The sequence below is a fragment of the Microbacterium sp. A93 genome, assembly GCF_051842835.1.
In genome coordinates this window covers 63253-86347 of the sequence record NZ_JBPXMT010000013.1, presented here as the reverse complement: position 1 = coordinate 86347, position 23095 = coordinate 63253, and the positions used below count along the sequence as shown (strand labels likewise).

General features: G+C 64.8%; 24 protein-coding genes. 10 read left to right on the top strand and 14 right to left on the bottom strand.

Annotated elements, in window-relative coordinates:
• Positions 1-98: 98 nt before the first annotated feature.
• Positions 99-602, top strand: a complete 504-nt coding sequence (locus ACSU1G_RS27920; RefSeq protein ID WP_439283791.1) for a phosphoribosyltransferase — start codon at positions 99-101, stop codon at positions 600-602.
• A gap of 50 nt (positions 603-652) precedes the next feature.
• Here the strand turns inward: ACSU1G_RS27920 and ACSU1G_RS27915 are convergent, their stop codons facing one another.
• A complete protein-coding gene (locus ACSU1G_RS27915; RefSeq protein ID WP_439283789.1) occupies positions 653-1510 on the bottom strand; it encodes a MurR/RpiR family transcriptional regulator in 858 nt (285 codons plus the stop codon).
• Positions 1511-1650: 140 nt separating this feature from the next.
• On the opposite strand from ACSU1G_RS27915, the gene ACSU1G_RS27910 reads away from it, so the two are divergent.
• Entirely contained in the window at positions 1651-2547 is an 897-nt protein-coding gene (locus tag ACSU1G_RS27910; RefSeq protein WP_439283787.1) for an N-acetylglucosamine kinase, read from the top strand.
• Entirely contained in the window at positions 2537-3472 is a 936-nt protein-coding gene (murQ, locus tag ACSU1G_RS27905) for an N-acetylmuramic acid 6-phosphate etherase (protein ID WP_439283785.1), read from the top strand. Before ACSU1G_RS27910 ends, murQ begins: the two co-directional genes overlap by 11 nt.
• On the opposite strand, the gene ACSU1G_RS27900 is transcribed toward murQ, so the two are convergent.
• Complete coding sequence (locus ACSU1G_RS27900) at positions 3465-4118, bottom strand: HAD-IA family hydrolase (protein ID WP_439283783.1); 654 nt, start codon at positions 4116-4118, stop codon at positions 3465-3467. The two genes, murQ and ACSU1G_RS27900, sit on opposite strands and share 8 nt — an antisense overlap.
• A 126-nt stretch (positions 4119-4244) precedes the next feature.
• Here ACSU1G_RS27900 and ACSU1G_RS27895 point away from each other — a divergent pair, with 126 nt between their 5' ends.
• Both ACSU1G_RS27895 and ACSU1G_RS27890 read left to right on the top strand, forming a co-directional pair.
• Positions 4245-5693 carry a glyceraldehyde-3-phosphate dehydrogenase gene (locus ACSU1G_RS27895; protein WP_439283781.1) on the top strand — a complete coding sequence of 483 codons (1449 nt, stop codon included), beginning with the start codon at positions 4245-4247 and terminating at the stop codon, positions 5691-5693.
• 42 nt (positions 5694-5735) lie between these two features.
• A complete protein-coding gene (locus ACSU1G_RS27890; protein WP_439283779.1) occupies positions 5736-6803 on the top strand; it encodes a winged helix DNA-binding domain-containing protein in 1068 nt (355 codons plus the stop codon).
• A 93-nt stretch (positions 6804-6896) separates the two neighbouring features.
• On the opposite strand, the gene ACSU1G_RS27885 is transcribed toward ACSU1G_RS27890, so the two are convergent.
• Positions 6897-8339, bottom strand: coding sequence for a helix-turn-helix domain-containing protein (locus ACSU1G_RS27885; protein WP_439283777.1), 1443 nt, complete (start codon positions 8337-8339; stop codon positions 6897-6899).
• A gap of 109 nt (positions 8340-8448) precedes the next feature.
• Between ACSU1G_RS27885 and ACSU1G_RS27880 the strand changes: the two genes are divergently transcribed.
• Entirely contained in the window at positions 8449-10314 is a 1866-nt protein-coding gene (locus ACSU1G_RS27880; protein WP_439283775.1) for a phosphoenolpyruvate carboxykinase (GTP), read from the top strand.
• A gap of 207 nt (positions 10315-10521) precedes the next feature.
• On the opposite strand, the gene ACSU1G_RS27875 is transcribed toward ACSU1G_RS27880, so the two are convergent.
• From ACSU1G_RS27875 to ACSU1G_RS27855, 5 genes are all read right to left on the bottom strand, one after another.
• Positions 10522-12417: an ABC transporter ATP-binding protein gene (locus tag ACSU1G_RS27875; RefSeq protein WP_439283773.1), complete on the bottom strand. Its 1896-nt coding sequence runs from the start codon at positions 12415-12417 to the stop codon at positions 10522-10524.
• Between the two features lie 101 nt (positions 12418-12518).
• Positions 12519-13187: an NADPH-dependent F420 reductase gene (locus tag ACSU1G_RS27870; protein WP_439283771.1), complete on the bottom strand. Its 669-nt coding sequence runs from the start codon at positions 13185-13187 to the stop codon at positions 12519-12521.
• An 88-nt stretch (positions 13188-13275) separates the two neighbouring features.
• A complete protein-coding gene (locus ACSU1G_RS27865) occupies positions 13276-13782 on the bottom strand; it encodes a hypothetical protein (RefSeq protein WP_439283769.1) in 507 nt (168 codons plus the stop codon).
• Entirely contained in the window at positions 13782-13976 is a 195-nt protein-coding gene (locus tag ACSU1G_RS27860; RefSeq protein WP_439283767.1) for a hypothetical protein, read from the bottom strand. The genes ACSU1G_RS27865 and ACSU1G_RS27860 overlap by 1 nt, the downstream gene beginning before the upstream one ends.
• Positions 13977-14003: 27 nt before the next feature.
• Complete coding sequence (locus ACSU1G_RS27855; RefSeq protein ID WP_439283765.1) at positions 14004-14447, bottom strand: VOC family protein; 444 nt, start codon at positions 14445-14447, stop codon at positions 14004-14006.
• Between the two features lie 122 nt (positions 14448-14569).
• On the opposite strand from ACSU1G_RS27855, the gene ACSU1G_RS27850 reads away from it, so the two are divergent.
• Positions 14570-15118, top strand: coding sequence for a CGNR zinc finger domain-containing protein (locus tag ACSU1G_RS27850; protein WP_439283763.1), 549 nt, complete (start codon positions 14570-14572; stop codon positions 15116-15118).
• Between the two features lie 16 nt (positions 15119-15134).
• On the opposite strand, the gene ACSU1G_RS27845 is transcribed toward ACSU1G_RS27850, so the two are convergent.
• On the bottom strand, positions 15135-15341 hold the full coding sequence (locus tag ACSU1G_RS27845; RefSeq protein ID WP_439283761.1) for an AsnC family protein: 207 nt from the start codon (positions 15339-15341) through the stop codon (positions 15135-15137).
• Positions 15342-15451: 110 nt separating this feature from the next.
• On the opposite strand from ACSU1G_RS27845, the gene ACSU1G_RS27840 reads away from it, so the two are divergent.
• The 3 genes from ACSU1G_RS27840 to ACSU1G_RS27830 are packed head-to-tail and all read left to right on the top strand — an operon-like array spanning position 15452 to position 17158.
• A complete protein-coding gene (locus tag ACSU1G_RS27840; RefSeq protein ID WP_439283759.1) occupies positions 15452-15715 on the top strand; it encodes a FitA-like ribbon-helix-helix domain-containing protein in 264 nt (87 codons plus the stop codon).
• Positions 15709-16086, top strand: a complete 378-nt coding sequence (locus ACSU1G_RS27835) for a type II toxin-antitoxin system VapC family toxin (RefSeq protein ID WP_439283757.1) — start codon at positions 15709-15711, stop codon at positions 16084-16086. The genes ACSU1G_RS27840 and ACSU1G_RS27835 overlap by 7 nt, the downstream gene beginning before the upstream one ends.
• Positions 16087-16129: 43 nt before the next feature.
• Complete coding sequence (locus ACSU1G_RS27830; RefSeq protein ID WP_439283755.1) at positions 16130-17158, top strand: S66 family peptidase; 1029 nt, start codon at positions 16130-16132, stop codon at positions 17156-17158.
• A gap of 2 nt (positions 17159-17160) precedes the next feature.
• Here ACSU1G_RS27830 and ACSU1G_RS27825 read toward each other — a convergent pair whose 3' ends face one another.
• From ACSU1G_RS27825 to ACSU1G_RS27805, 5 genes are read right to left on the bottom strand one after another with little or no spacing between them, the layout of a single operon-like run.
• On the bottom strand, positions 17161-18384 hold the full coding sequence (locus tag ACSU1G_RS27825; protein ID WP_439283753.1) for an alpha-hydroxy acid oxidase: 1224 nt from the start codon (positions 18382-18384) through the stop codon (positions 17161-17163).
• Positions 18381-19106 carry an ABC transporter ATP-binding protein gene (locus ACSU1G_RS27820; RefSeq protein WP_439283752.1) on the bottom strand — a complete coding sequence of 242 codons (726 nt, stop codon included), beginning with the start codon at positions 19104-19106 and terminating at the stop codon, positions 18381-18383. The genes ACSU1G_RS27825 and ACSU1G_RS27820 overlap by 4 nt, the downstream gene beginning before the upstream one ends.
• A 2-nt stretch (positions 19107-19108) precedes the next feature.
• Positions 19109-20851 (bottom strand): branched-chain amino acid ABC transporter ATP-binding protein/permease, encoded by a 1743-nt coding sequence (locus ACSU1G_RS27815; protein ID WP_439283750.1) that lies wholly within the window; start codon positions 20849-20851, stop codon positions 19109-19111.
• The gene (locus ACSU1G_RS27810; protein WP_439283748.1) at positions 20851-21726 is read right to left on the bottom strand and encodes a branched-chain amino acid ABC transporter permease; all 876 of its coding nucleotides are present in this window, start codon (positions 21724-21726) and stop codon (positions 20851-20853) included. The genes ACSU1G_RS27815 and ACSU1G_RS27810 overlap by 1 nt, the downstream gene beginning before the upstream one ends.
• Before the next feature lie 27 nt (positions 21727-21753).
• Positions 21754-22938, bottom strand: coding sequence for an ABC transporter substrate-binding protein (locus ACSU1G_RS27805; RefSeq protein WP_439283746.1), 1185 nt, complete (start codon positions 22936-22938; stop codon positions 21754-21756).
• Positions 22939-23095: the final 157 nt, after the last annotated feature.

The window sequence follows — 23095 nt, the reverse complement described above, 5'->3', positions numbered from 1 at the left end:
GCGCATCCATGCGTCGTCGACGTCGTGCCCTTTTTTCGAGCACCGGTGGCAAACCGGACGCGTCGATCGTACCGCGTGAAAGGGGAGACAATGGAGACATGACAGCTATCGAGCGGGAAACGCTCACCTGGGACGGATTCGGATCAGCAACACGAGACCTTGCTCGGAGAATTCTCGAGAGCGGTTTCCAGACAGAGGTCGTCGTCGCGATCGCTCGCGGTGGATTGTTGCCTGCGGGAGCAATCGCCTACGGGCTGGGTGCCAAGAACTGCGGCGCGATCAACGTCGAGTTCTACACCGGGATCGGAACGGTTCTGGATGCTCCTGAGGTGCTCCCTCCCGAGCTCGACATGGCGTACCTCGACGGCCGACGAGTGCTGCTCGTCGACGATGTCGCCGACTCCGGTCGCACGCTCGCGCTCGCGGTACAGCTGCTCAAGGACAAGGGCGCCGATGTGCGTTCGGTGACGATCTTCACGAAGCCGTCGACGATCATCCAGCCGGACTTCGCCTGGAAGGACACCGACCTCTGGATTGACTTCCCCTGGTCATTCCAGGGCACTGTTCGTGAAGAAGACCTCGGGCTCGCTCCCTCGGCGTGATCGCTGTCGCCGGCACCGTCACACGACGTGCCGGCGCGGAGGCGCAATTTTCAGTCACGCAGCGCGCGGGTGGCCTCGCGAGTGCGCTGCAGTGCGTCGACGGTTTCCGCGAAGCGGCGTTTGGCAACACCCACGAATAGGCAGTCGATCAGTGCCAACTGGGCGATGCGACTGACCATGGCGCCGGCGCGGAATGATGATTCCCGCACCTCGGTGAACAGCGCGTGATCGGCGCCGAGGGCGAGGCGAGAACCCTTTGCCGAGGTGACGGCGATCGTCGAGGCGCCGTTGACGCCTGCGGTGTGCAGAAAGCGCACTGTTTCGTTGGTCGCACCGGAGTGTGAGAATCCGATGGCGACGGTCGGGCCGGCATTGAGGACAGTTGCGGCGATCGCCTCATGTGGGTCTGTGAGCACGTGCGCGTTCCGGCCGACGCGAAGGAGTTTGTGGGCGAGGTCTTCCGCCACGAACTGGCTGGCGCCGATGCCATAGAGAAGGATGCGCTCAGCGCGGTCGATATCGTCGATCGCCGCTTCCAGCACTTCGAAGTCGAGCTGTCCGATGGTCTCCTCGATGGCGAGCAGCTCGAGGGCCGCGAGCTTTGAGACAGCCTCACGCAGGGAGTCGCCGTCGGAGATTTCCGAACCGGAGGCTCCGCGGGTGGGGAACTGGGCGGCTTCCTTGCCGAGTTCCGTGGCGAGCGCCATCCGCAGGGGGGCGTAGCCGCTGAAGCCGATCGCACGGCAGAATCGCACCACGGAGGCAACCGAGGTGCTGCACTCCAGGGCGAGCTCGTTGATCGTCATGTGGATGACGACGGAAGGACTCTCCCGCAGGACTGCCGCAATGCGGGCGAGGGACGGTGGCAACGTCGAAGCGGCGGCTTCGATCGTGGACTGGATGCTCATCCGTGCTCCTTTGATGGTGTGGGATAACAATAAGCCGCTGCCGAGCAGTCGGCGCGGTAAATTCTTTTCATAAAGTCTAACTTGGCTGTAGAGTCTTTTCGAGAAGTGCTGACCAATGTCGTCGATGTGAGAGTTGAGAGATGCCGATCGTGCAGACCACTGTCGCAGTCGATCTCGGTAAATCCCGCTGCAGGGTTGCCGTGATCAGTGCTGAAGGGCGCACCGTGCGCGCGGGGACGGGCTCGCCTGGCCTCGCGACGGGTGACGGCGTCGAGACGTCTCTCGCTGCGATTCTTTCGGTGCTTCCGCCGCGCGGAAGTATCAGCAGACTCGGCGTCGGCGCCGCAGGTGCGTGGACCGCACCAGAATCGGCGGCCGAGCTCGCCCGAAAACTGGTTGAAGCGACCGGCGCCCGTGTCGCGGTGACCTCTGACGTGGTGGCAGCGCATGCCGGTGCGTTGGAAGGCGCACCGGGAACGCTCCTGATCGCGGGCACTGGAGCGGCGGCGCTCGGCGTTGACGCGGATGGCGTACGACTCGTGGACGGGTGGGGCCCGGAACTCGGCGACCTCGGCAGCGGATCGTGGATCGGGCGCGAAGGAGTCCGCGCGACGTTGCGATTCCGGGACGTGCTCGGGGCCGAGACCGCGCTCACCGATTCCGTACGTGCACACATCTCGCCCGCCACTGACGTCATCACCTGGCTCGCAGGCGACGTGCCGACTGCGCGCCAGTTGGCGACCGTCGCACCTCTCGTACTCGATGCTGCCGAGGCAGGGGACAGCGTGGCATCCGAGATCGTCTGGGAAGCGCTCCGTCTGCTCACCGCATCCGCTGTCGCCGCATCCGATGTGCCCGATGTCATCGTCCACGGTGGCCTCACCGATCACTCCTGGTTCCGCAGCGAACTCACGCGCTCACTCACGACAGCCGGCCGCACCGTCGTGCCCGCCGTCGGCGACGCCTTCTCCGGCGCCGCACTTCTCACTTGCCGCACCGACCTGCCCCACGAAAGGTTCGTCCACCGTGCCGAATGACTCATCCCGCCTTGACGCTCTGCTCGAAGTGCTCGCGCAGCTGGACACCGAGGCTGTGACAAGCGAGCGAGGCGATCTCGACCTGCTCGACACGGCAGAGCTGGTGCGGCGGATGAACGCGGAAGACCAGGGGGTGTCGATCGCTGTCGCCGAGCGCGCCGACGAGATCGCACGCGCGGTCGACGGGATCACGCAGCGTTTCCGCCGCGGCGGTCGACTCATCTACATCGGCGCTGGCACCGCGGGGCGCATCGGCGTACTCGACGCCAGCGAATGCCCGCCCACGTTCGGCACCGATCCGTCGATGGTGGTCGGACTGATCGCCGGCGGCGACACGGCGATTCGATCGGCGGTCGAGGATGCCGAAGACGATGCCGATGCCGCCGAGCAGGAACTTCGTGCACTCGGGCTCACCGAGCGTGACACGGTCGTCGGCATCTCGGCATCCGGTCGCACACCATACGTCGTCGGCGGGCTGAGATACGCCCGTGGCATCGGCGCGCTCACCGCAGCCATCGCTTCGAACCACAACTCCGACATCGGAGCGGCAGCGAAGATCGCGATCGAGATCGTCACTGGGCCCGAGTTCATCTCCGGTTCGACGCGGCTGAAGGCAGGAACCGCGCAGAAGCTCGTCGTCAACATGCTCACGACACTGTCGATGATCAAACTCGGCAAGACCTACCGTGGCGTCATGGTCGATCTGGTCGTCACCAATGAGAAGCTGCATGCCCGATCGATTCGCACCGTGATGCAACTCGCCGGTGTCGGCATCGATGACGCGACGCAGGCGCTGCGCTTAGCAGGCGGATCGGTGAAACTCGCACTGCTGACGCTGGCAACCGGTGCCGACGTCGAACGTGCGACGGCCGCGCTGAGCGCCGCGGACGGCATCCTTCGCGAGGCGATCCTCGCGCTCAGCTGATCTGAATCTCGAATCCGCCGGTGCCAGGTGTCGGCGTGATCGTCACATGCGTGAGGTCATCGACGTGATGCGTCGGCGAGAACCGGGGCGCGTGCGCGCCGACGCCGATCACTGTCATGCCGGCCGCCAGACCCGCCTGAATTCCGGCTCCTGAATCCTCAAAGACGACGCAGTCGGCGGGGGCGATACCCAAGACGGATGCTGCGAGCAGGAAGCCCTCCGGATCCGGCTTGCTCTTGGAGACGCTCTCCGCGGTGATCCGCTGCGCGGGGATGTTCAACCCGGCGAAGCTCATCCGTGCGGTCATTAGAGCGACATCTGCGGAGGTGACGATCGCGTGCGGGAGATGCTCGAGCGATTGCAGCAGCTGGGCAGCACCGGGGATTGCGACGACGCCGTCGACGTCCTCGCTCTCGCGCGCGAGCATCTGCACGTTCTCTTCGAGGTTGACCGCGTGGTCGCGCTCCGGCAGCAGGATCGCCATGCTTTGGTGTCCCTGCCGGCCGTGCACAGTTTCCAGCACCGTGTCCCTGTCGAGCCCGTGCGGGGCCGCCCATTCCCACCACAGTCGTTCGACGACGGCCGTGGAATCAACGAGTGTCCCGTCCATGTCGAGAAGTGCGGCGTGCGCGGTGATCGAAGTCATGGCATCAGGCTATCCCGGTCGGCAGTGGGTCATGCGGGCGACTATTCTGGAAGCATCCCCCGATGTTCCACCGGCAATTTGCGCGCCGGACGATCTTCGGCGCGCTTCACACATGCAAGGATGCAGATGAACGATTTCGCAGCGCACCGCGATGACTGGATGGCCAAGGAAGAACTCGCGGAGCGGATGATCCCGCTGATCGGAGCGCTCCGGCGCGAGCACGAAGTGGTGACTTCGTTGCATGGCCACCGTCTGCTCGGGCTCTCGACCACTGGCGTCATCGAAATGCACGAGCGTGTCGCTCAGCTCGGTCACGGACAGCTCGTTCTGGGCGAGACTCTCGCCGTGCTGCAGGCACTGAGCGAAATCGCACCCGGTGCCTCATCGATCGACGTCGCACGCCTGGTGGAAGGCCATGCCGGCAGCGATCAGCCGCTTGACGCGTATCTCCGTGAAGCGCTCGCGCCGGCGATGGGGGCGACACCTGCCGCTCCCACCGACGTCGTGCTGTACGGATTCGGCCGTATCGGCCGCCTGCTGGCACGCATCCTCATCGCCCACACCGGCGGAGGCAGCGGCCTGCGGTTGCGCGCGATCGTGGTGCGTCGAGGGTCGGACGACGACCTCGTCAAACGCGCATCCTTACTGCTGCGTGACTCGGTGCACGGCAGATTCGCCGGTTCCGTCACGGTTGACGAGGATGCCGAGCAGATCATCGCCAACGGCACGCGCATTCAGGTGATCTATTCGGATGATCCCGCCACTGTCGACTACACCGCCCACGGCATCCACGATGCGATCATCGTCGACAACACCGGGCGCTGGCGAGACGAGGAAGGCCTCAGCCGCCACCTGCAGGCGAAGGGTGTCGCTCGTGTGCTGCTCACCGCCCCAGGCAAGGGCGAGTTGAAGAACATCGTGCACGGGATCAACGATTCGACGATCCTCCCCGACGACCGCATTCTTTCGGCTGCATCGTGCACGACAAACGCCATCACACCGGTGCTGAAGGCGATCGACGAGGCTTATGGCATTGTGCGCGGGCATGTCGAGACGGTGCACTCATTCACCAACGACCAGAACCTGATCGACAACTTCCACAAGGGCGACCGCCGTGGACGCTCAGCGGTGCTGAACATGGTGATCGCCGAGACCGGCGCCGCGAAGGCTGTCGCCCGTGCGCTGCCTGAGCTTGCCGGAAAGCTGACCGGCTCTGCGATCCGCGTGCCCACCCCTGATGTCTCGCTCGCAGTGTTGCACCTGACGCTGGAAAACCCGGCCACCAAGGATGAGCTCAACGACTACCTGCGAAGGGTCTCGTTGCACTCGAAGCTGCGTCAGCAGATCGACTATGTCGAGTCTCCGGAGGTCGTCTCCACGGACTTCGTCGGCTCGCACCGCGCGGGCATCGTCGACGGGCTCGCGACGATCGCGAACGACAGCGACGTCGTGTTGTACGTCTGGTACGACAACGAGTACGGATACTCCTGCCAGGTCATCCGTGTGCTCGAGGTCATGGCGGGATCACATCCGGTCGTGCTTCCTCCTCGGCGTGAGGTGACGCTGCGCGCGTAGCGGCATCGCCGGAATGTCGGCGGCACCCGGCAGGATGGGGTGATGGATCCGCATACTCTTCGTGCTGAGCGCTTGCGATCACACCGACTGACGGCCCCGGCGCGTTCTGTGGCGGATGCTGCGCGTCACATGCTTGCGGTTCAGGCACAGGACTTCTGGGCAGGGCGTTGGGCGCTGGCCGCGCGCACCACGGGCGCCCCGACTCTCCGAACAGTCGACCGGCTCTTCACCAGCGGCGTGCTCGTGCGTGCGTGGACGCAGCGCGGCACGCTGCACATCATTCCGGCGGAAGATCTGGCCTGGGTGCTGAGCGTGACGGGGGAGCGGCAGCTGCGGATGGCGGCGCCGCGCTATCGCGAACTTGGGCTCGGAGCCGAAGAGATCGCCACGGTCGAACGCGTCATCCGCGCGGCACTCGACGGCGGCAATGCTCTGACCCGCAGCGAGCTGTTCGCTGTGCTGGAGCAGGCGGGGATCGACCCGGCCAACCAGCGTGGTCTGCACTCCGTGCAAAACCTCGCCTTCCGAGGCATCATCTGCCAGGGGGCTGTCGTCACTCGGCCGGATGCTGTCTCTCGCGAGCAGCGGTTCGTTCTCAATGAGGAACACATCACTCACTCGGCCCGCCCCGAAGACCCGGCAGTTGAGTTCTTCGTTCGCTACATCATCGGCCACGGCCCCGCCACAGCCGAAGACTTCGCATGGTGGGCAGGGCTGACGCTCGGCGCTGCGCGGGCAGCATCCGTAGCGTCCGCCGATGACGATCGCATTCACCAGGTCGAAGACGGACTGTTCACGGCGCGCACGCGTCCGCGGCGCAGTGCACGCGCGGCATCCGTTCTCGCACTCGGATCATTCGAGGAGTTCTACATCTCCTACACCGACCGCACGATCGCCTGCCCGCCCGAGCATCTGGCTGCGATCGGGCCGAGCAAGAACGGCATGGTGCGTCCGATCATCCTTGCTGACGGCGTCGTGGTCGGTACTTGGCGGCATTCCACGGCCGTCGGTCGTCACACCGACATCCCGGTAGCAGAGGTGTTCGCTCAGGTCGCCCCGCCCGAACTCGCTGCGGCGCTCGACCGCTACGCCGCGTTCATCACTCACTGACCACCCCTTGCGAGTGGCCAGTTGTGGCTGTGTTTCCGGCGTGGAACGAGCCACAACTACCCACTCGCAAGGGGTGGAGTGAGGGTTAGGGGATCACTCGGCGGCGTGCTTGGCCAGGAACGCGTACACCTCGTTCTCGTCGACGCCGGGGAAGGAGCCACGGGGGAGCGGCGAGAACATGTGCGTGTGCACACGGGCGCTCGGCCATGCCTTGCTCGACCACTTGTCGGAAAGATCCGGCGCCGGTCGGCGGCAGCAGGCCTCATCCGGACAGGCCGAGACTGCGCGGTCTGCGGTCTCTCGCCCTCGCCACCAGCGGGCATCGTCGAAGGGCACGCCGACGGTGATGGAGTACTCACCGTCGTTCGCAGTTCCGGTCTGCGTCGCACACCAGAAAGTTCCTGACGGAGTGTCGGTGTATTGGTGGCGCTCGGTCGTACGGTTCTGCTGGGTAAACGCGGCCCGCGCCTGGAACTTGCGGCACACCGGCTGGCCTTCGACGGCTCCGGTGACATCCATGGGCAACGGGAGGCCGTCGTTCTCGTAGACGCGCGTGATCGCTCCGGCGTCATCAACGCGCAGGAAGTGCAGCGACATGCCAAGGTGCTCGGTCATCAGGTTCGTCATCCGCATTCCTGCGGCTTCGTGGGTGACGCCGAATGCATCGCGGAAGTCTTCGACGGCGAGGTTGCGATCCTTCTTCGCCTGCTGCAAGAACGCCACACCGGCCGTCTCAGGGATGAGGCAGCACGCGGCGAAGTAGTTGATCTCCAGGCGCTGCTGCAGGAAGTCGGCGTAGTCGGTCGGCGGTGTGTGGCCAAGCAGACGGTGCGCCATCGCCTGCAGCGCCATGGATCGCAGACCATGCCCACCGGGAATGGATGCTGGAGGAAGGTAGATCCGGCTGTTTTCCAGATCTGTGACTGAGCGCGTGGAGTGCGGCAGGTCATTGGCGTAGATGAGTTCAAAGCCGAGTTTCTCGGCCATGATGATCACGGTGCGGTGAGTGAGTGCGCCGCTGACATGCCCCGCCGCCTTCAGTTGCTTCTCGGCGAGTTTTTCGATGTCGCCGATGTAGTTGCTCTGCGCACGCATCCGCAGACGAAGTTCGGTGTTCGCTCGTCGTGCCTCTTCGGGAGTCGCGATGGCCTCGCGTTCGCGCCGCTGCAGTTCACGGTGCAGTCCGAGAACCGACTCGATCGTCTCGTCTGGCATGCCCTTGGACACGCGCACGGGTGAAATTCCGAGTTGGCGGAAAACCGGGCTCGCTTGTGCGCGCTCCAGTTCGATCTCGAGGGCAGCACGGCGATTCGGCGGCTCTCCGGAGATGAGATCGGAGACGTCGGTGCTGGTGGCGTGGGCGATTGCCTGCAGCAGCGAGAGCTTGGGTTCCCGCTTGCCGTTCTCGATGAGACTGAGTTGGGAGCCTGCGACCCCGACCTTCGCGCCGAGCTCATCGAGCGTGAAGCCCTGTGCCACGCGATGGTGACGAATGCGATGACCAAGAGTCGTGAGATGTATGTCGGAGCCGCTCATTCCTTGAGCATAGCGAAAGAAGTGCGTTTCTTTAGACGTTGTTTCGCTGAAAGTATGTGTGTTGTCCGCTGAGAATAGACATAGTCATCACCTCTTCAAGGGAGCAGAAATGGTTATGGTCGACACCTTCACACCCCACGTTCCTGCCGTCGCACCGGCACGCGCTCTGGGTACGGCTCCCGCGTATGACTCGCCAGCCATGGCGGAGCTGATCGCCTGGGTCGAAGAGATCCGCACGCTCACCCAGCCCGAATCGGTGCACTGGGTCGATGGTTCACCGGCCGAGAACGATGCGCTGCTGAGGGGCCTGGTCTCCGAGGGCAAGCTCATCAAGCTGAACCCGGAGTGGCGGCCGGGATCGTACCTCGCGCGTTCGCATCCCAGCGATGTCGCCCGCACAGAGGCGCGCACCTTCATCTCCTCCGAGCGCGAAGACGATGCCGGACCCACGAATAACTGGGCGCCCCCGGCCGAGATGCGCGAGAAGATGACGGAGATCTTCGCCGGCTCGATGCGCGGTCGCACCATGTTCATCGTGCCCTTCTCGATGGGCGCCGTCGGTGGCCCGCTCTCGCACATCGGTGTGCAGATCACCGACAGTGCCTACGCCGTGACATCCATGAGCATCATGACTCGAGTCGGCGACGCCGTCACCCGGCTGATCGCCGAGGGTGCGCCGTGGGTCAAGACTGTTCACTCCGTCGGTGCGCCGCTCGCTCCCGATGAGCAGGACGTCGAATGGCCCTGCAGCGACGAGAAGTACATCGTGCACTTCCCGGACACATTGGAGGTTTACTCCTACGGCTCCGGATACGGCGGCAACGCCATCCTCGCGAAGAAGTGCTTCGCACTGCGCATCGCCTCGGTGATCGCCCGCGACGAGGGATGGCTCGCTGAGCACATGCTGCTCATCCGCGTCATCGACCCGAAGGGCAAGGCCTACCATGTCGCCGCGGCCTTCCCCTCGGCATGCGGCAAGACGAATCTCGCGATGCTGCGTCCGACCATCCCTGGCTGGAAGGTCGAGACCCTCGGCGACGACATCGCGTGGATCCGCCCCGGCGAGGACGGGCGCATGTGGGCCATCAACCCTGAGGCCGGCTTCTTCGGGGTCGCACCCGGCACCGGCGAATCGACCAATGTCACCGCCGTTGAGACGCTCTGGGGAAACACAATCTTCACCAACGTCGCACTGCGCCCGGACGGAGACGTGTGGTGGGAAGGCCTGACCGACGCCGCGCCTGCGCACCTGATCGATTGGGAGGGCAAGGACTGGACGCCCGACTCCGGCCGCCCGGCCGCGCACCCCAACTCACGCTTCACCGTCTCCGCAGCACAGTGCCCGCAGATCTCGGATGACTGGGAAGAAGCCGTCCCGCTCGATGTCATCCTGTTCGGCGGACGCCGCGCGACGAACGTCCCCCTCGTCGTCGAAGCGACCGACTGGACGCACGGCGTCTTCCTTGGCGCGACGATCTCCTCTGAGCGCACCGCCGCGGCGGAGGGCACGCTCGGTGAACTGCGCCGCGATCCGTTCGCGATGCTCCCGTTCTGCGGCTACAACATGGGCGACTACTTCGCCCACTGGCTCAAGGTCGGCCGCCAGCTACGCTTCGATCGCGCTCCGCGCATCTTCCAGGTCAACTGGTTCCGCCGCGGGGATGACGGCCGCTTCCTCTGGCCTGGATTCGGCGATAACTCGCGGGTCATCGACTGGATCATTCGCCGCATCAGCGGTGAGGTGGGCGCCGTCGATAGCGCGATTGGTCGTCTGCCGATCATCGATGACCTCAACCTTGATGGCCTCGACGTCACGCAGAAGGACCTCGATGAGCTGTTCGCCATTGACCCCGATGCCTGGTTGCAGGAGGCGGACTTGACCGAGGAGTTCTTCGACACCTTCGGCGACAAGCTGCCGGCGGCAATGCGCACAGAGCTCGCGTCGCTGCGGTACCGGCTCGCCCGGGTGCAGTAGCCCGCTCACCAAGACCCGCGACGGCGGGATGGCAAGGACATACCCATGGCTGAGTGGTCCCGCCATCCTGTCGGCGCGTATTTTCGGGCGCCCGCGTGCCCCATATGGCTGGGCCTGTCCCGGTCTGCTGACGTTTCGGGGGAATCAGTCAGCAGATCGGGACAGCGCCCGCAGATCGGGCGCCGGTTTCGGGCAGGGCCCCGGATGCTACGCGAGCAGCTGGTGCCGCGCCAAGTCGCGGTACAGCGGCGTGGTTTCGATGAGCTCGGAGTGCGTGCCCTGGCCGACAACTTCACCGTCTTGCAACACGATGATCAGGTCGCTGTCGACGACTGTGGACAGCCGGTGCGCGATCACGATGAGCGTGCGGTCGGTGGCGACCGCGTCGATGGCCTCGCGCATGCGCTGCTCGTTCACCCCGTCGAGTGAAGACGTCGATTCATCCAACAGCAGGATCGGTGCCTCGGTGAGCAGAGCCCGAGCGATCGCGAGACGCTGACGTTCGCCGCCCGAGAGCATCACGCCATCTTCGCCGACTGGCGTCTCGAGACCCAGCGTGCCTCGCTCGAGGACATCGCCGAGGTTCACTGCGCGCAGCACCCGTGCGCAGTCCTCGTCGGTGGCATCGGGGGAAGCAAGACGCAGATTATCGGCGAGCGTACCAGCGAGCGTGGGGGCATCCTGTTCGACGTAGCCGAAGTGGGCGCGTAGCTCGACGCGCGGGTAGGTGCGGATGTCGTGACCGTCGAGGCGAATGGACCCGCCGGTCGGATCGTAGAACCGCTCGATCAGCGACAGGATCGTGCTCTTTCCTGCACCGCTGGGGCCGACCAACGCGATGCGGGACCCTCGGGGGACCTCGAAGGAGACGCCGCGCAGAACGTCGCGGTCGGTGGGCTTCTCAGCATCCGTTTCGCTGACCTTGCGCTCGAGATGCGCGTCTACGAGGACGGTGTGTGCCTCCGTCTCGGCTGCCTCACGCGCGGCGATGACCACGTCGGGGTAGCGGAAGCGAACATCGTGGAAGGTGAGGGCGGCGCCCGACGAATCGACCGGCTCAGGGACAGTGAGCGACGCGGCGATCGCGGCATCCTCCTGGTCTTCGGTGGGAAGATCCAGCACCTCCTGAATGCGGCCGAGCGCGCCCAGCGCCTGATTGACCGAAGTGATGGCACCGAATGTGGTCGCCAGCGGCATGAGCATCATGAAGAGGAACATGACGAAGGTGATCAGGGATGCCACGGTGATGGCGCCGGCGGCGACACGGAATCCGCCCACGCCCAGCACTGCCAGCAACGACAGTTGCAGGGCGACGCCGGAGATCGGCACCACGAGGGCCGAGACCTTCGCGATCTGGACACCGATTCCGTATGCCTCACCGGCGAGTTTCGACACGGAAGCGGTCTCGCGCTCGGTGGCACCGGAGGCGCGCACGGTGCGGATCGATCCGACGGCTCGTTCCACTGCGGACGCCAGTTCTCCGACCTTGACCTGTTGTGCGCTGGAAGCGGAGCGGATGCGTCCGCTCAGGAGCACGACGACGCCCAATGACACCCCGACGACCGCGACGATGATGAGCAACAGGACCGGGTCGATGATGAGCATCGCGATCAGCGCGCCGAGGAACAAGACGCCGCTGCCGACCGCATCCGCGAGTCCCTGCGTGAGTACGGCGTAGAGCAGCGTCGTATCGGTGCCCACACGTGACACGAGATCGCCGGTGCGTCGGGCGTCGAATTCACGAATCGGCAGGTGCAGGATGCGGGCGATGAGCTGCCGGCGGCTGGAGTACACCACCGCGGTGCCCGTGCGCTGCAGCAGATAGTGCTGGTAGCCGGAGATCACGGATGACACGATCACGAAGCCGACGAGCAGCCACACCAGGATTCCCAGAGATCTGTTGGCTTCCACCGACACGATCAGCTGTCCGACCAGCAGCGGCTGCACGAGCGAGGTCGCTGCGCCAATGACACTGAGGATCGCTACGACGATCAGCGTGCGTTTGTGTTCGAAGAGGAACGGAAGAAGCTGACGGAACGTGGCGCGCGGACCAACCTGCGGTGCGCCGCGTCCGCGTCGGCGGCTGGTCGCCGTGCGGGACATACGAGACCTCGATCTGAGAGAGGGGAGTACTACGACCGTACTTGCTGTCTCGCGTTGTTCCTGACAGGTTCCGCGACGAGCGAAGTCCCACTCTCGTTCGCTTAGTGCTGCGTTGCTGACAGGAGGTTGCGGGCGAGGGCGTCGCGGCTCTGTCCTCCCCGAAGCGAGTGGTGCCACACGGGGGTGCCTGGGCCCGATCGCCAGGATTCACGCAGGGGGCTGTTGTCGACCGTGTCGTATCCGAACTGGTCGTAGAGTCCTGTCACGAGCAAAACGGCGTCGGGGTCATCGCTGGAGACCGACAATGCCAGTCGATCGGGCGAACCTGCGGGGCGGGCGAAGCGGAGCAGTGTGGGAGCTTGAATATGGGTGAACGCCTTGGCGATCTTCGACGCCGGCAGGTGCGCCTGGCGTAGCTCGTGCACAGTCTTCTCGCCAGAATCCACAACGGCGAAGTGCCCGTCACGCCAAGGCATGTAGTTGTTGGTGTCGAGCACAATCTTGCCGGCGAGCTCGTCCACAGGCATGTCGTTGACGAGCGTGAGTGGCACGGCGATGATGGCAAAATCGCTTACCGCGGCGGCATCCGAAGCTGTTGCTGCGCGAGCGGACGGCCCCAACTCTGCGATGAGATCGGCCAGGGTCTCCGGTCCGCGGGAGTTGGCGATGACGACTGTATATCCGCTTGCGATGGCTGCGCGGGCGAGCTGGGACCCGACTTCGCCGGCGCCGATGATCCCGATCGTCGTCATGCTGGTCGATTTGTCCATGTGGCAACTTTAAGTCGGTCCAGAGTGGTTAGGGAGGTCCTGTCAGACCCCAGTCTCAGGAGGGCTCTGAGGAGACCGTCAGTGGTGGTCAGTATCCTTCGTAGTCGAAGGCGTAGGGATCCACGTACTCCACGGCGGGGCGCACCTCCATTCCGTTCGAGCTGTCGCCTGAGAAAGCGGTGGGCAAGAACGCGATGCTGGCGACAAGTGCCACGATCGCCAGCGCTGTCCCAGCCAAGATGACGACGGGAGGCATGTCCTTGGAGAGTTCCCCGAAAAGTCGCTTCATCCATCCGCTCCGACCCGCTTCTGGTGCGACGGTGGGGTGTGCGGTGCCGAGGTCCGGCGCGGGAATCGCAGCCGGACCCTTCTTCGCCGGCGCGGCCTCGTCGATGACTGACGCGGCGAGGACATCCACTTGGCGGGGAGTGAGACGTTCGAATGCGTCGATAAGACGCATGTCCAGCGTTCCGTCTGAGTCGCGCAGCGTCACCAGGTACCGGGCAATGGCAGCCCGGTCGATGTCGGTGAGATCCTGATCACTGCTGGCAATGCCCGCGTCTGCTCCTGGCGACGCATCGTCGTCGCGGCGCATCACGACACCCGCGCGATCGTGTAGCTGGCGGCGGCGAGGGCATCCGCCATGTGCTGGGCGTACCAGTGAGCCCACTCCTCGTGGTGCACGCCGCCGAGCACTTCTGCTTCATACACTCCGTGTGCTGCCGCGGCGCCCGTCAAGAGGCCCAGAAACAGGAGTCGGCGTGCCTCGTGGTCGATGTTCATCATCATCTCGCTCTCAGTTCGCGCCTGCTCGACTCAGCGGCCAGGAGCGCGAGTGACGATCTGCTGCAGGATCCACTCATTGCCGTCGGGGTCATTGAATGACGCGAAGGTCGCGTAGCTGTCACCGGCTGTGCTCACACCAGACACGCGGTGCGCACCATCGGCCCAGTGGAAGATGCCGTCCTCGTCGTGCCAGAGATCGCTGATCGGCGCCCCTGCTGCCAGCAGCTCGCGCCGCGCTTCGGCGATGTCCGAGGTGATCAGATGAAGCCCCCGGGCCGACCCAGGCTCGGCAGTTGTGAGGTTGTCTCCGAAGATGATCGACGCCTCTGAAGCGGGGGGAGTTACCTGTACGACCCGCAGGCCGCGGTCGGTGGCGAAGTCTGCGTCGAGCCTGAACCCGAGTCCTTCGTAGAACGCCTTCGAGCGATCGACATCAGCGACGGGCAGTACGACGATTTCAAGCTTGAGTTCCATGATTTCCTCCGTTTGATTAGTGTTACCTGTTTAGGTAGTAACGACAATGACAGAGGCTACGTTACCTGTCAAGGGGGTAACGAAAGTTTGTTGAAAAAGATGTCACCGTCTAGAGTGGTGACATGATTCATTCCTTCCCCTGCGGCGACCCGGCCCTCGACTTCGTCGGAACCTGGCAAGCGCGCCGCAATGAGTCACCGGCGGAAAAGCTGGGTACGCCCGCTGGTCTCGACGCATGGTTCGTCGAGTCGACGCTGGCGCCCGACGGCACGAGTCCCACGGCAGAGGATCTGGCAGCTGCGATCGAACTGCGAGAAGCGATCTATGCGCTCGTTCTGGCACGGCTCGAACGACACGATCTGCCCGAAGACGACATGACCACCGTGAACACGTACGCCGCGCACCCGCCCCTGCTGCGTGTTCTTCATCAGGATGGTCGTTCCAAGGAAGGCACCAGCGCGGCCGCGCTGTCCGAGATCGCTCGAGGTGCGATTGAACTGGTCGGCGGATCAGAAGCAGGGTTGCTTCGAGAGTGCGCTCGCCCTGAATGTACTCAGGTCTACATTGATCGCTCGCGAGGGCAGCGCCGCGAATGGTGCTCCATGAAGACGTGCGGAAGCCGAGTGAAAGTAGCCGCGTACCGCTCCCGGTTGAAGGCCGCCAACGGGTGAAGGTGTGGGCGGGTCGCTAGCTCCGGCCGAACCGGCGATGAGCCGCCTGTTTGCTCACGCCGAGGGCGCTGGCGACTGCCTGCCACGAGTAGCCCGCGTTGCGGGCGCGACGCACCTGTGCTTCCTCGGCGCGGGAGATTTTGCGGCGAAGCTCAGTGAGGCGATGAAGCTCGGCGAGGGGTTCACCCTCCGGGTCGGCGGTGAGCGCGGTGTGTGTACTCATGAAGTCAATCTATGTTGACGTCGATCATTCGTCAAGCAGTGTTGACGCAGATGCGGGTTATCCACAGAATTAGTCACTCGCGCATGTGATCAGCATGCGATGATGGCATTATGTCTCGCATGCTTCAGGTGAGGAATCTTCCCGACGAGGTGCACGCGCGGCTCAAACAGCGCGCGTCAGCTGAGCGCATGAGTTTGTCGGACTACGTCGCCAGACAGCTCACCGAGCTCGTTCGCTATCGGAGCAACGCAGAGATCATCGCTGCATCACGGGCGCGTGCGGCAGCGAGCGGGGAGGCGCTCACGGCCGAACAGATTCTCGCCGCCCGTGACGAGGCTCGCACAGAGCATGACGAGGACGTCTCTGAATGGTGACAGCGGTAGTGCTGGACGCTTCGGCGGCGATCGATGCGAGTCTCGGACGTGGAACCTGGCCGGTGCCGGATTCACTCCACACACATGCAGGTCTCGACATCGAAGTGATGGCAATGCTGCGGCGCAAAGTTCTGCGCAATGAACTGTCGGCGAGCTTCGCCCGCGAGAGCATCGATGTCTTCGCCTCACTCGATGTGGAGCGCCATCCACTGACGCACCTACTTTCTCGGATATGGGCGCTGCGCCATGACATCTCGGCCTACGATGCTGGGTACGTCGCATTAGCCGAAGCGCTCGGCATCCCCCTGCTGACGCTCGATCGGAACCTCGCGAGAACGGCCCAACGCTACTGCGACGTGATCACTCCGTGAGTGGAGCCCGCGACTGACCGACGTCGTCCGGCAGAATGGATCGATGCCGTCAAAGCTCTTTCCCGGTGACCGCGTCGCCATCCTTTCGCCCGCATTCGCTGCCCCCGCCGTTGCGCCTGAGCTGCATGAGCAAGCGATGCGCCGGCTCAGTGAATTCACCGGGTTGATCCCGGTGGAGTATCCGACCACTCGCCAGCTCGGCGCGAGCCCGGAAGCGCGTGCGGCAGACGTCAATGCCGCCTTCGCTGATCCCACGATCCGGGCAATCCTGGCGACAATCGGGGGTGACGATCAGATTCTCGTCGTCCCGCATCTCGACGCTGCGCTTGCGCAGGCCGACCCGAAGCCGTTCCTCGGGTACAGCGACAACACGAACATCCTGAACTGGCTGTGGCGGCTGGGTATCCCGGGCTACTACGGCGGATCGACTGCTGTGCACCTGGGGCCTGGCCCCGCAGTTGATGAGATCCATCTGCGCTCGCTGCGCGCTGCGCTTCTCGAGGGCGGTTCACTCGAGCTGACGGACCCCGGCGAATCAGAAGACGTCGGCCAGCGTTGGGACGACCCGCGCGCACTCACCGAGTACGGCGCCCGTATGCCTACCGGGCCATGGACGTGGTCAGGGCCTGCGGCACATGTCGAAGGGCGAACCTGGGGCGGATGCCTGGAGGTGATCGATGGCTTGGCGTTCGCGGATCGCCTGCCTGCGGCATCCGAACTCGAAGGATCGATCCTGATTCTGGAGACGAGCGAGGAGCGTCCGCCTGCCAGCTGGGTGGCCCGTTGGCTGCGCGGGTTGGGGGAGCGTGGCATCCTCTCGGCGGCTGCCGGTGTGATCTTCGCACGTCCGCCGGTCAGCGACTTCGAGTTCCACCCTTCGGCGGATGAGGCGCAGGCGCTGCGCGACGCGCAACGTGATGTCGTCACCTCCACGGTCGCGCGTTACAACCCGGATGCCGTGGTCTGTGTCGGAGTGCCGTTCGGGCACACTCGTCCGCAGTGGATCGTTCCGTACGGCGGGCGCATCACGCTGGATGGTGCTGCCCGCGCGGTCACCGCCGACTATCGCTGAGCTCAGGTCAGGCGCACGCGCCCACGCAGCTCCGACACGGTCGACACACCGGTCAGCTGCATCGTGCGCACGGCTTCCGCGCGCATGATCTCCAGCATCCGATCGACGCCACGCTCGCCGCCCGCCATCAGCCCGTACAGGTAGGCACGCCCGACCATGCAGGCATCCGCGCCGAGACCGAGCGCGGCGAGTACATCTGCGCCGGACAGGATGCCGGTGTCGAGGAAAACCTGCGCCTTGCCGTCGACGGCAGCAGCCACCTCAGGCAGCAGTCGCAGGGGAGTGGGAGCACGATCGAGTTGCCGCCCGCCGTGGTTGGAGACGACGAGCGCGTCGGCGCCGGCATCCACCACCTGACGGGCATCCTCGACGGACTGGATGCCCTTGACGACGAGCTTTCCCTCCCACTGCTCACGCAACCAGGCGAGATCGGCGAAGCTCAGTGTGGGGTCGAACATCTTCGCGACCAGCTCTGCGACGGTGCCGTCGAACGATCGCAGGCTCGCGAACTCGATCGGATCGGTGGTGAGTACATTGATCCACCAGTTCGGATGCAGCGCGAAGTCCCACATCGTCTTCAGGTTCAGCGACGGCGGGATGGTCAGTCCGTTTCGGGAATCTCGCAGCCGGTTGCCGGCGACGGGGGTGTCGACCGTGAGCACGAGGGTGTTGAAGCCGGATGCCCGCGCCTCCTCGATCAGCTTCAGCGTGCCGTCGCGGTCCTTCCACAGATAGAGCTGGAACCAGTTGTCACCAGGGGCCTCCTGCTGCAGTGCCCGCGGCGAGGTGGTCCCCATCGTCGACAGGCTGTACGGGATGCCTGCGCGCGCAGCCGCACGAGAGACGGCGATCTCGCCCTCGTGGTGCATCATCCGGGTGAAGCCTGTGGGCGCCAAGATCAGAGGGAACGATGCCGGCCGACCGAGGATGGTGGTGGAGGTGTCGACAGCGCCGACATCGCGCAGCACCCGCGGAGAGAACTCGACCGACGCGAAGGCCGACCGTGCACGTCGCACGCTCAGCTCGTCTTCTGCCGCACCGTGCACATAGTCGAACACCGAACGCGGAGTGCGCTGCCTCGCGACGTGGGCGAGGTCCTTTACCGTCAGCGCCGACCGCAGTCTTCTTTCGACAGGATCGAGCACCGGACGACGAAATCCGAGCAGAGGTGCGATCGCGCCCCACGTGGGAATGCGACGACGGATGCGCCGGCGATTCGCGCTCACTTCGTCGTGCCGCCAGTGCCGAGGTAGGCCTGGATGATGTCGTCATCTGCCAGCAGATCGGATGCCGCGCCGGAGCGCACCACTGCACCATTTTGCAAGATGTGTCCCTCGTCTGCGGCCTGCAGCGCCCGCCGGGCGTTCTGTTCGACCAGCAGCACGGTGGCACCGGTGGCGCGGATCTCGGAGATCACCTTGAACACCTCATTCACAATCTTGGGTGCCAGCCCCATAGATGGCTCGTCCATCAAGACCAGGCGGGGCTGCGCGAGCATCGCTCTGGCGATCGCGAGCATCTGCTGCTCTCCACCGGAGAGGGAGCCGGCCGCCAGAGCACGGCGTTCGCCGAGCACCGGGAACCGCTGGTACATCTCATCAATCGCAGAGCCTGCACCACGGCCCACAAAACGGGCGCCCATCTGCAGGTTCTCCGCGATGGTCATAGTTGCCAGAACCTGGCGGCCCTCCGGCACCTGCACCAGGCCGCGAGGAACCAGTTTGTGCGAGCGCGTGCGCGTGATGTCATCGCCGTCGTAAGTGATGGTCCCCGATGTGGGGCGCACCAGACCGGAGATCGCATTGATGATCGACGACTTCCCGGCGCCGTTGGCGCCGACGAGCGTCACGAGCGAGCCGGGTGCGACGTCGAAGGAGACGCCGCGTACGGCCTCGACGCGCCCGTACGAGACGACAAGGTCCTTCACGCTGAGCAGTGATTCAGCCATGGTCATCGACCTCCGTCGGTGCTCGGGGCTTCGCGGGTGGCGTCCGCCTCCGCGGAGGCATCCGTCTCGGCATCCTCGGTGCTTTCAGCAGAGCCGAGATAGGCCTCGATCACGCGCTCGTCCGCGGCGATCTGCTCGGGCGACCCGTCTGCCAGCACCTCACCGAAGTTCAGCACGATGATGTGATCGCAGGTGCCGAGCACCATGCCGACGTTGTGCTCGATGAAGATGATCGTCAGACCGTCTTCGGCGAGCGAGCGGATGAGCGTCGACAGGCCCTCCGCCTCGACATGGTTCATACCGGCGGCGGGCTCGTCAAGAATCAGCAGCGAGGGGTCAGCGGCAAGAGCGCGGGCGATCTCCAGACGGCGCTGATCGCCGTACGACAGGGCTTTCGCTGTGACATCGGCCTTCTCGAGCAGTCCCACCCGGCGCAGGCACCGTGCGGCGTGCTCGAGTGCCAGACGCTCGTCACGACGTGCAGATGGAAGCCAGAGCAAGCGACGCAGGAACGTCGGCTTGGCGACCAGGTGCGCGCCGATGAGAACGTTCTCGAGTGCGGTCAGGCGATTGAACAGCTTGGAATGCTGGAAGGTGCGCGTCACACCGGCCGCGGCGAACTTGTGCACCGGCGTCTTGCCGATCTGCACGCCGAGCACGGTCGCCGTGCCCGCGGACGGCGGAATCAGGCCGCTGATCATGTTGACCAGAGTGGTCTTGCCCGCCCCATTAGGGCCGATCAGGCCGACGACCTCGCCACTGCGCACGGTGAGATCGACGCCGCGGACGGCATGCACCCCGCCGTACTCCTTCGACAGGCCCTTCAGCTCGGCGATGATCTCGCCCGCCACGGGGTGGCTGCGGCCGGTCGCCGGTGCGTCGATATCGAGTGCGCTGATGTCGATGCGTTGCTTGCGGCGCGGGATCAGGCTCGCGATGCCACCCGGCAGGTACAGGATGACGATGAGCAGCAGCAGACCAGACAGGAACGGACGGATCCAGCCCGCCTCAATTCCGATCATGCGCTGGATCTCGGGAAGCAGCGTCTGGAAGCCGCTGCCGAGGATGGGGCCGAAGAAGTTCGCGGTACCACCGACCACCGCAGTGACCAGGCCATCGATCGCGGTATCGAAGGCGAAGTCCTCCGGTGCGATGAGGCGCATGTAGTACGCCCACATGACGCCGTAAAGTCCGGCCAGCACACCAGCGGAGACGAATGCCGTCAGGCGGTGGCCACCGACGTTGATGCCGATCGAGCGGGCGGCGAGCTCGTCTTCACGGATCGCCTCCAGCGCACGACCGTAACGGGAGCGGGTCTGGCGCCAGAACCAGTAGGAAACGATGATCAGCACGATCCAGGCGATCAATGGCGTCATGATCTTGGGTACCGACATGCCCTGCGCGCCGCCGGTCCACTCGGCGTTCAGGATGAAGATGCGCATCGCCTCGGCGAATCCGAGCGTGGCGATCGCGAGGAACACCCCTCGTAGCTTCATCGTCGGCAGGCCCAGGATGAGCGCGGCCAGGGCGCCGACGACCATGCCGACGAACATCGAGAAAAGCAGCGTCGGGATCGGACCCCACTGGGTGGGCGCAGGGGCGATGCTGGCAGCGACGAACGCTGACAGACCCGCGAATCCGGCCTGGGCAAGGCTGAGCTGCCCGGCGATGAGCACCGCGTAGAACGAGAACGCAAAGACACCGTTCATCGCGATGAAGACGAGCGTCGACTCGGTGAAGAACATCAGACTTCACGCACTTTCCGCTTGCCGAACAGCCCCTGTGGCCTGACCAGCAGGATCAGGAACAGCAGCGCGAATGCGATCAGGTCTCGCCAGCTCGATCCGACGTACTGGATCGTGAAGACCTCGGCGATTCCGAGTATCAGTCCACCGACCAGTGCGCCGGGCAAGGATCCCATGCCGCCGACGACGATGACAGCGAGGCCCTTGAGCTCGATCGCCGTTCCCATCCCGAGTTGTGCGCTGTTGACGTTCAGCGCGAACAGCACACCGGCGACCGCGCCGAGCGCGGTCGAGATCGCGAAGGTCATCGATGTCACCCGGTCAACGTTCACGCCGAGCACGCGGGCGGCGGTGGGGTTCTCCGCCACCGCCCGCATCGAGCGGCCCAGCGACGACCGCTTCACCAGAATCGTGAGCGCGATCATCAGACCGAGCGAGACGGCGAGGATCGCAAGCTGCAGGTAGCTTGCGGTCACGCCGCCGATCTCAACGGAGTCGTCCGACACGGTGCCTGCGGGGAAGCGCCGCGTGTTGGGGCCGAAGAAGGCCTGAAGTAGCGCAATCACCATGCCGCCCAGCGCGATCGACGAGATCAAGCCGGCGAAGTGCGCGTCCGGCCGATCTCTGAGTGGCCGGAAGGCCACGCGCTCGATAAGCAGACCCAGGATCCCGCCGAAGAGGAACACAAGGATCAGTACGACGCCGATCGGGAGGTCGAAGGCATCTGTGAGCCAGATCCCGACGAACGCCGAAGCGGCGAACGCAGATGGGTGTGCCAGGTTCAGCCGATCCAGAATGCCGAACACCAGAGTGAATCCGATGGCGAACAGTGCATAGATCGAACCGAGGAACAGGCCGTTGAGCAGTTGCTGCATGGTGCTACCTCAGGGCTAGGGAGTCGGTCAGTTCATGACCGCGAAAGCGCCATCCTTGACGATCTGTACGACCGCAGGGTGCTCGGCGTCGCGGTCAGCGTTGATGGTCAGCGAGCCCAGCGGGGTCGCGAGGTCCTTCACCTGGGTGAGGCCGTCCTGGACATCGGTGCGCTCACCGGAGCAGTTGATGCGGACCGCGTGGTCGATGACCTTCAGACCTGTGTAGGCCTGGGCCGCGAACTGGTCGGGCGCCGAGCCGTACTTCTCCTCGAATGCCGCCATGAAGTCGGTGTTCTCGGGGCTGTCAGATGCCGAGTTCCAGGCAGCGCCGACGATGACGCCTTCCGCAGCGTCGCCGCCATCCGCCATCAGCTGGGGGTTGTTGAAGCCGTTGCCACCGATGATCGGCTGGTCGATGCCGAGCTCGCGGGCCTGGGTGACCAGCGGGATGGCGGCTTCGATGAGAGCCGAGACGACGATCGCGTCGGGCTTGAGCTCCTTCGCGGCCGTCAGCAGGCTGCGGAAGTCGGTGTCGCTGACCGAGAAGGTCAGAGTGTCGAGGATCTCGACGCCCTGATCTTCGAGAGAGGACACCATGACGTCGTAGCCGGACTCGGTGAATGCGTCGTCGTTGCTGTACATCACGACGACCTTTTCCAGGCCGAGCTTTTCGGTGGCAGCCTCGATCGTCTGCGGGATGACCTGGCCCTCGGTGAGCGAGTCGCGGAAGACGAAGTCGCCCTGGGCGGTGATGCCTGCAGCGGTGTTCGAGATAGCAAGTACCGGAAGGCCGGCCTCCTGAGCAACGGGCTGTGCCTGGAACGCGGTGTTGGACAGGGTCGGTCCGATGACGATGCTGGTGCCGTTCCCGGCGAAGCCCTCGAAGACGCTGATGGCCTGACGCGGGTCGGTGCCATCGTCTTCGATGGTGAGGGCGTAGCTGACGCCCTCTTCGGCGTTGAGTTCCTCGACCGCGAGCTCGAGGCCCTTCTGCTGTGACTCGCCGTAGCTGGCCGCACCGCCAGTCAGGCTGAGGGCCGCGCCGACGGGGATGGCCGTGTCGATAACACAGCTGTCGCCGCTGCCGGATCCCGTCAGCGTACCGGCGTCACCACCGGATTCACCGGCCTCACCGCCGTCACTGGCAGCGCAGCCAGCGAGGACGAGGGCGGAAGCAGAAAGGACGACGGCGGTGCGAAGCAGATAGCGCATGAGATTCTCCGAACGTGAGGCGTGGATGGTTAAGCCGCGGATCGGTTCCGTTCCGACGCGTCGGCGGAGCTTCTCGTGAGTTGCAGCGCCTCAGCCTCTGTGATGGGCGCGCGTTACGGCAACGGGTCGATTATAGGAAAGATACAGCGATGGCTGT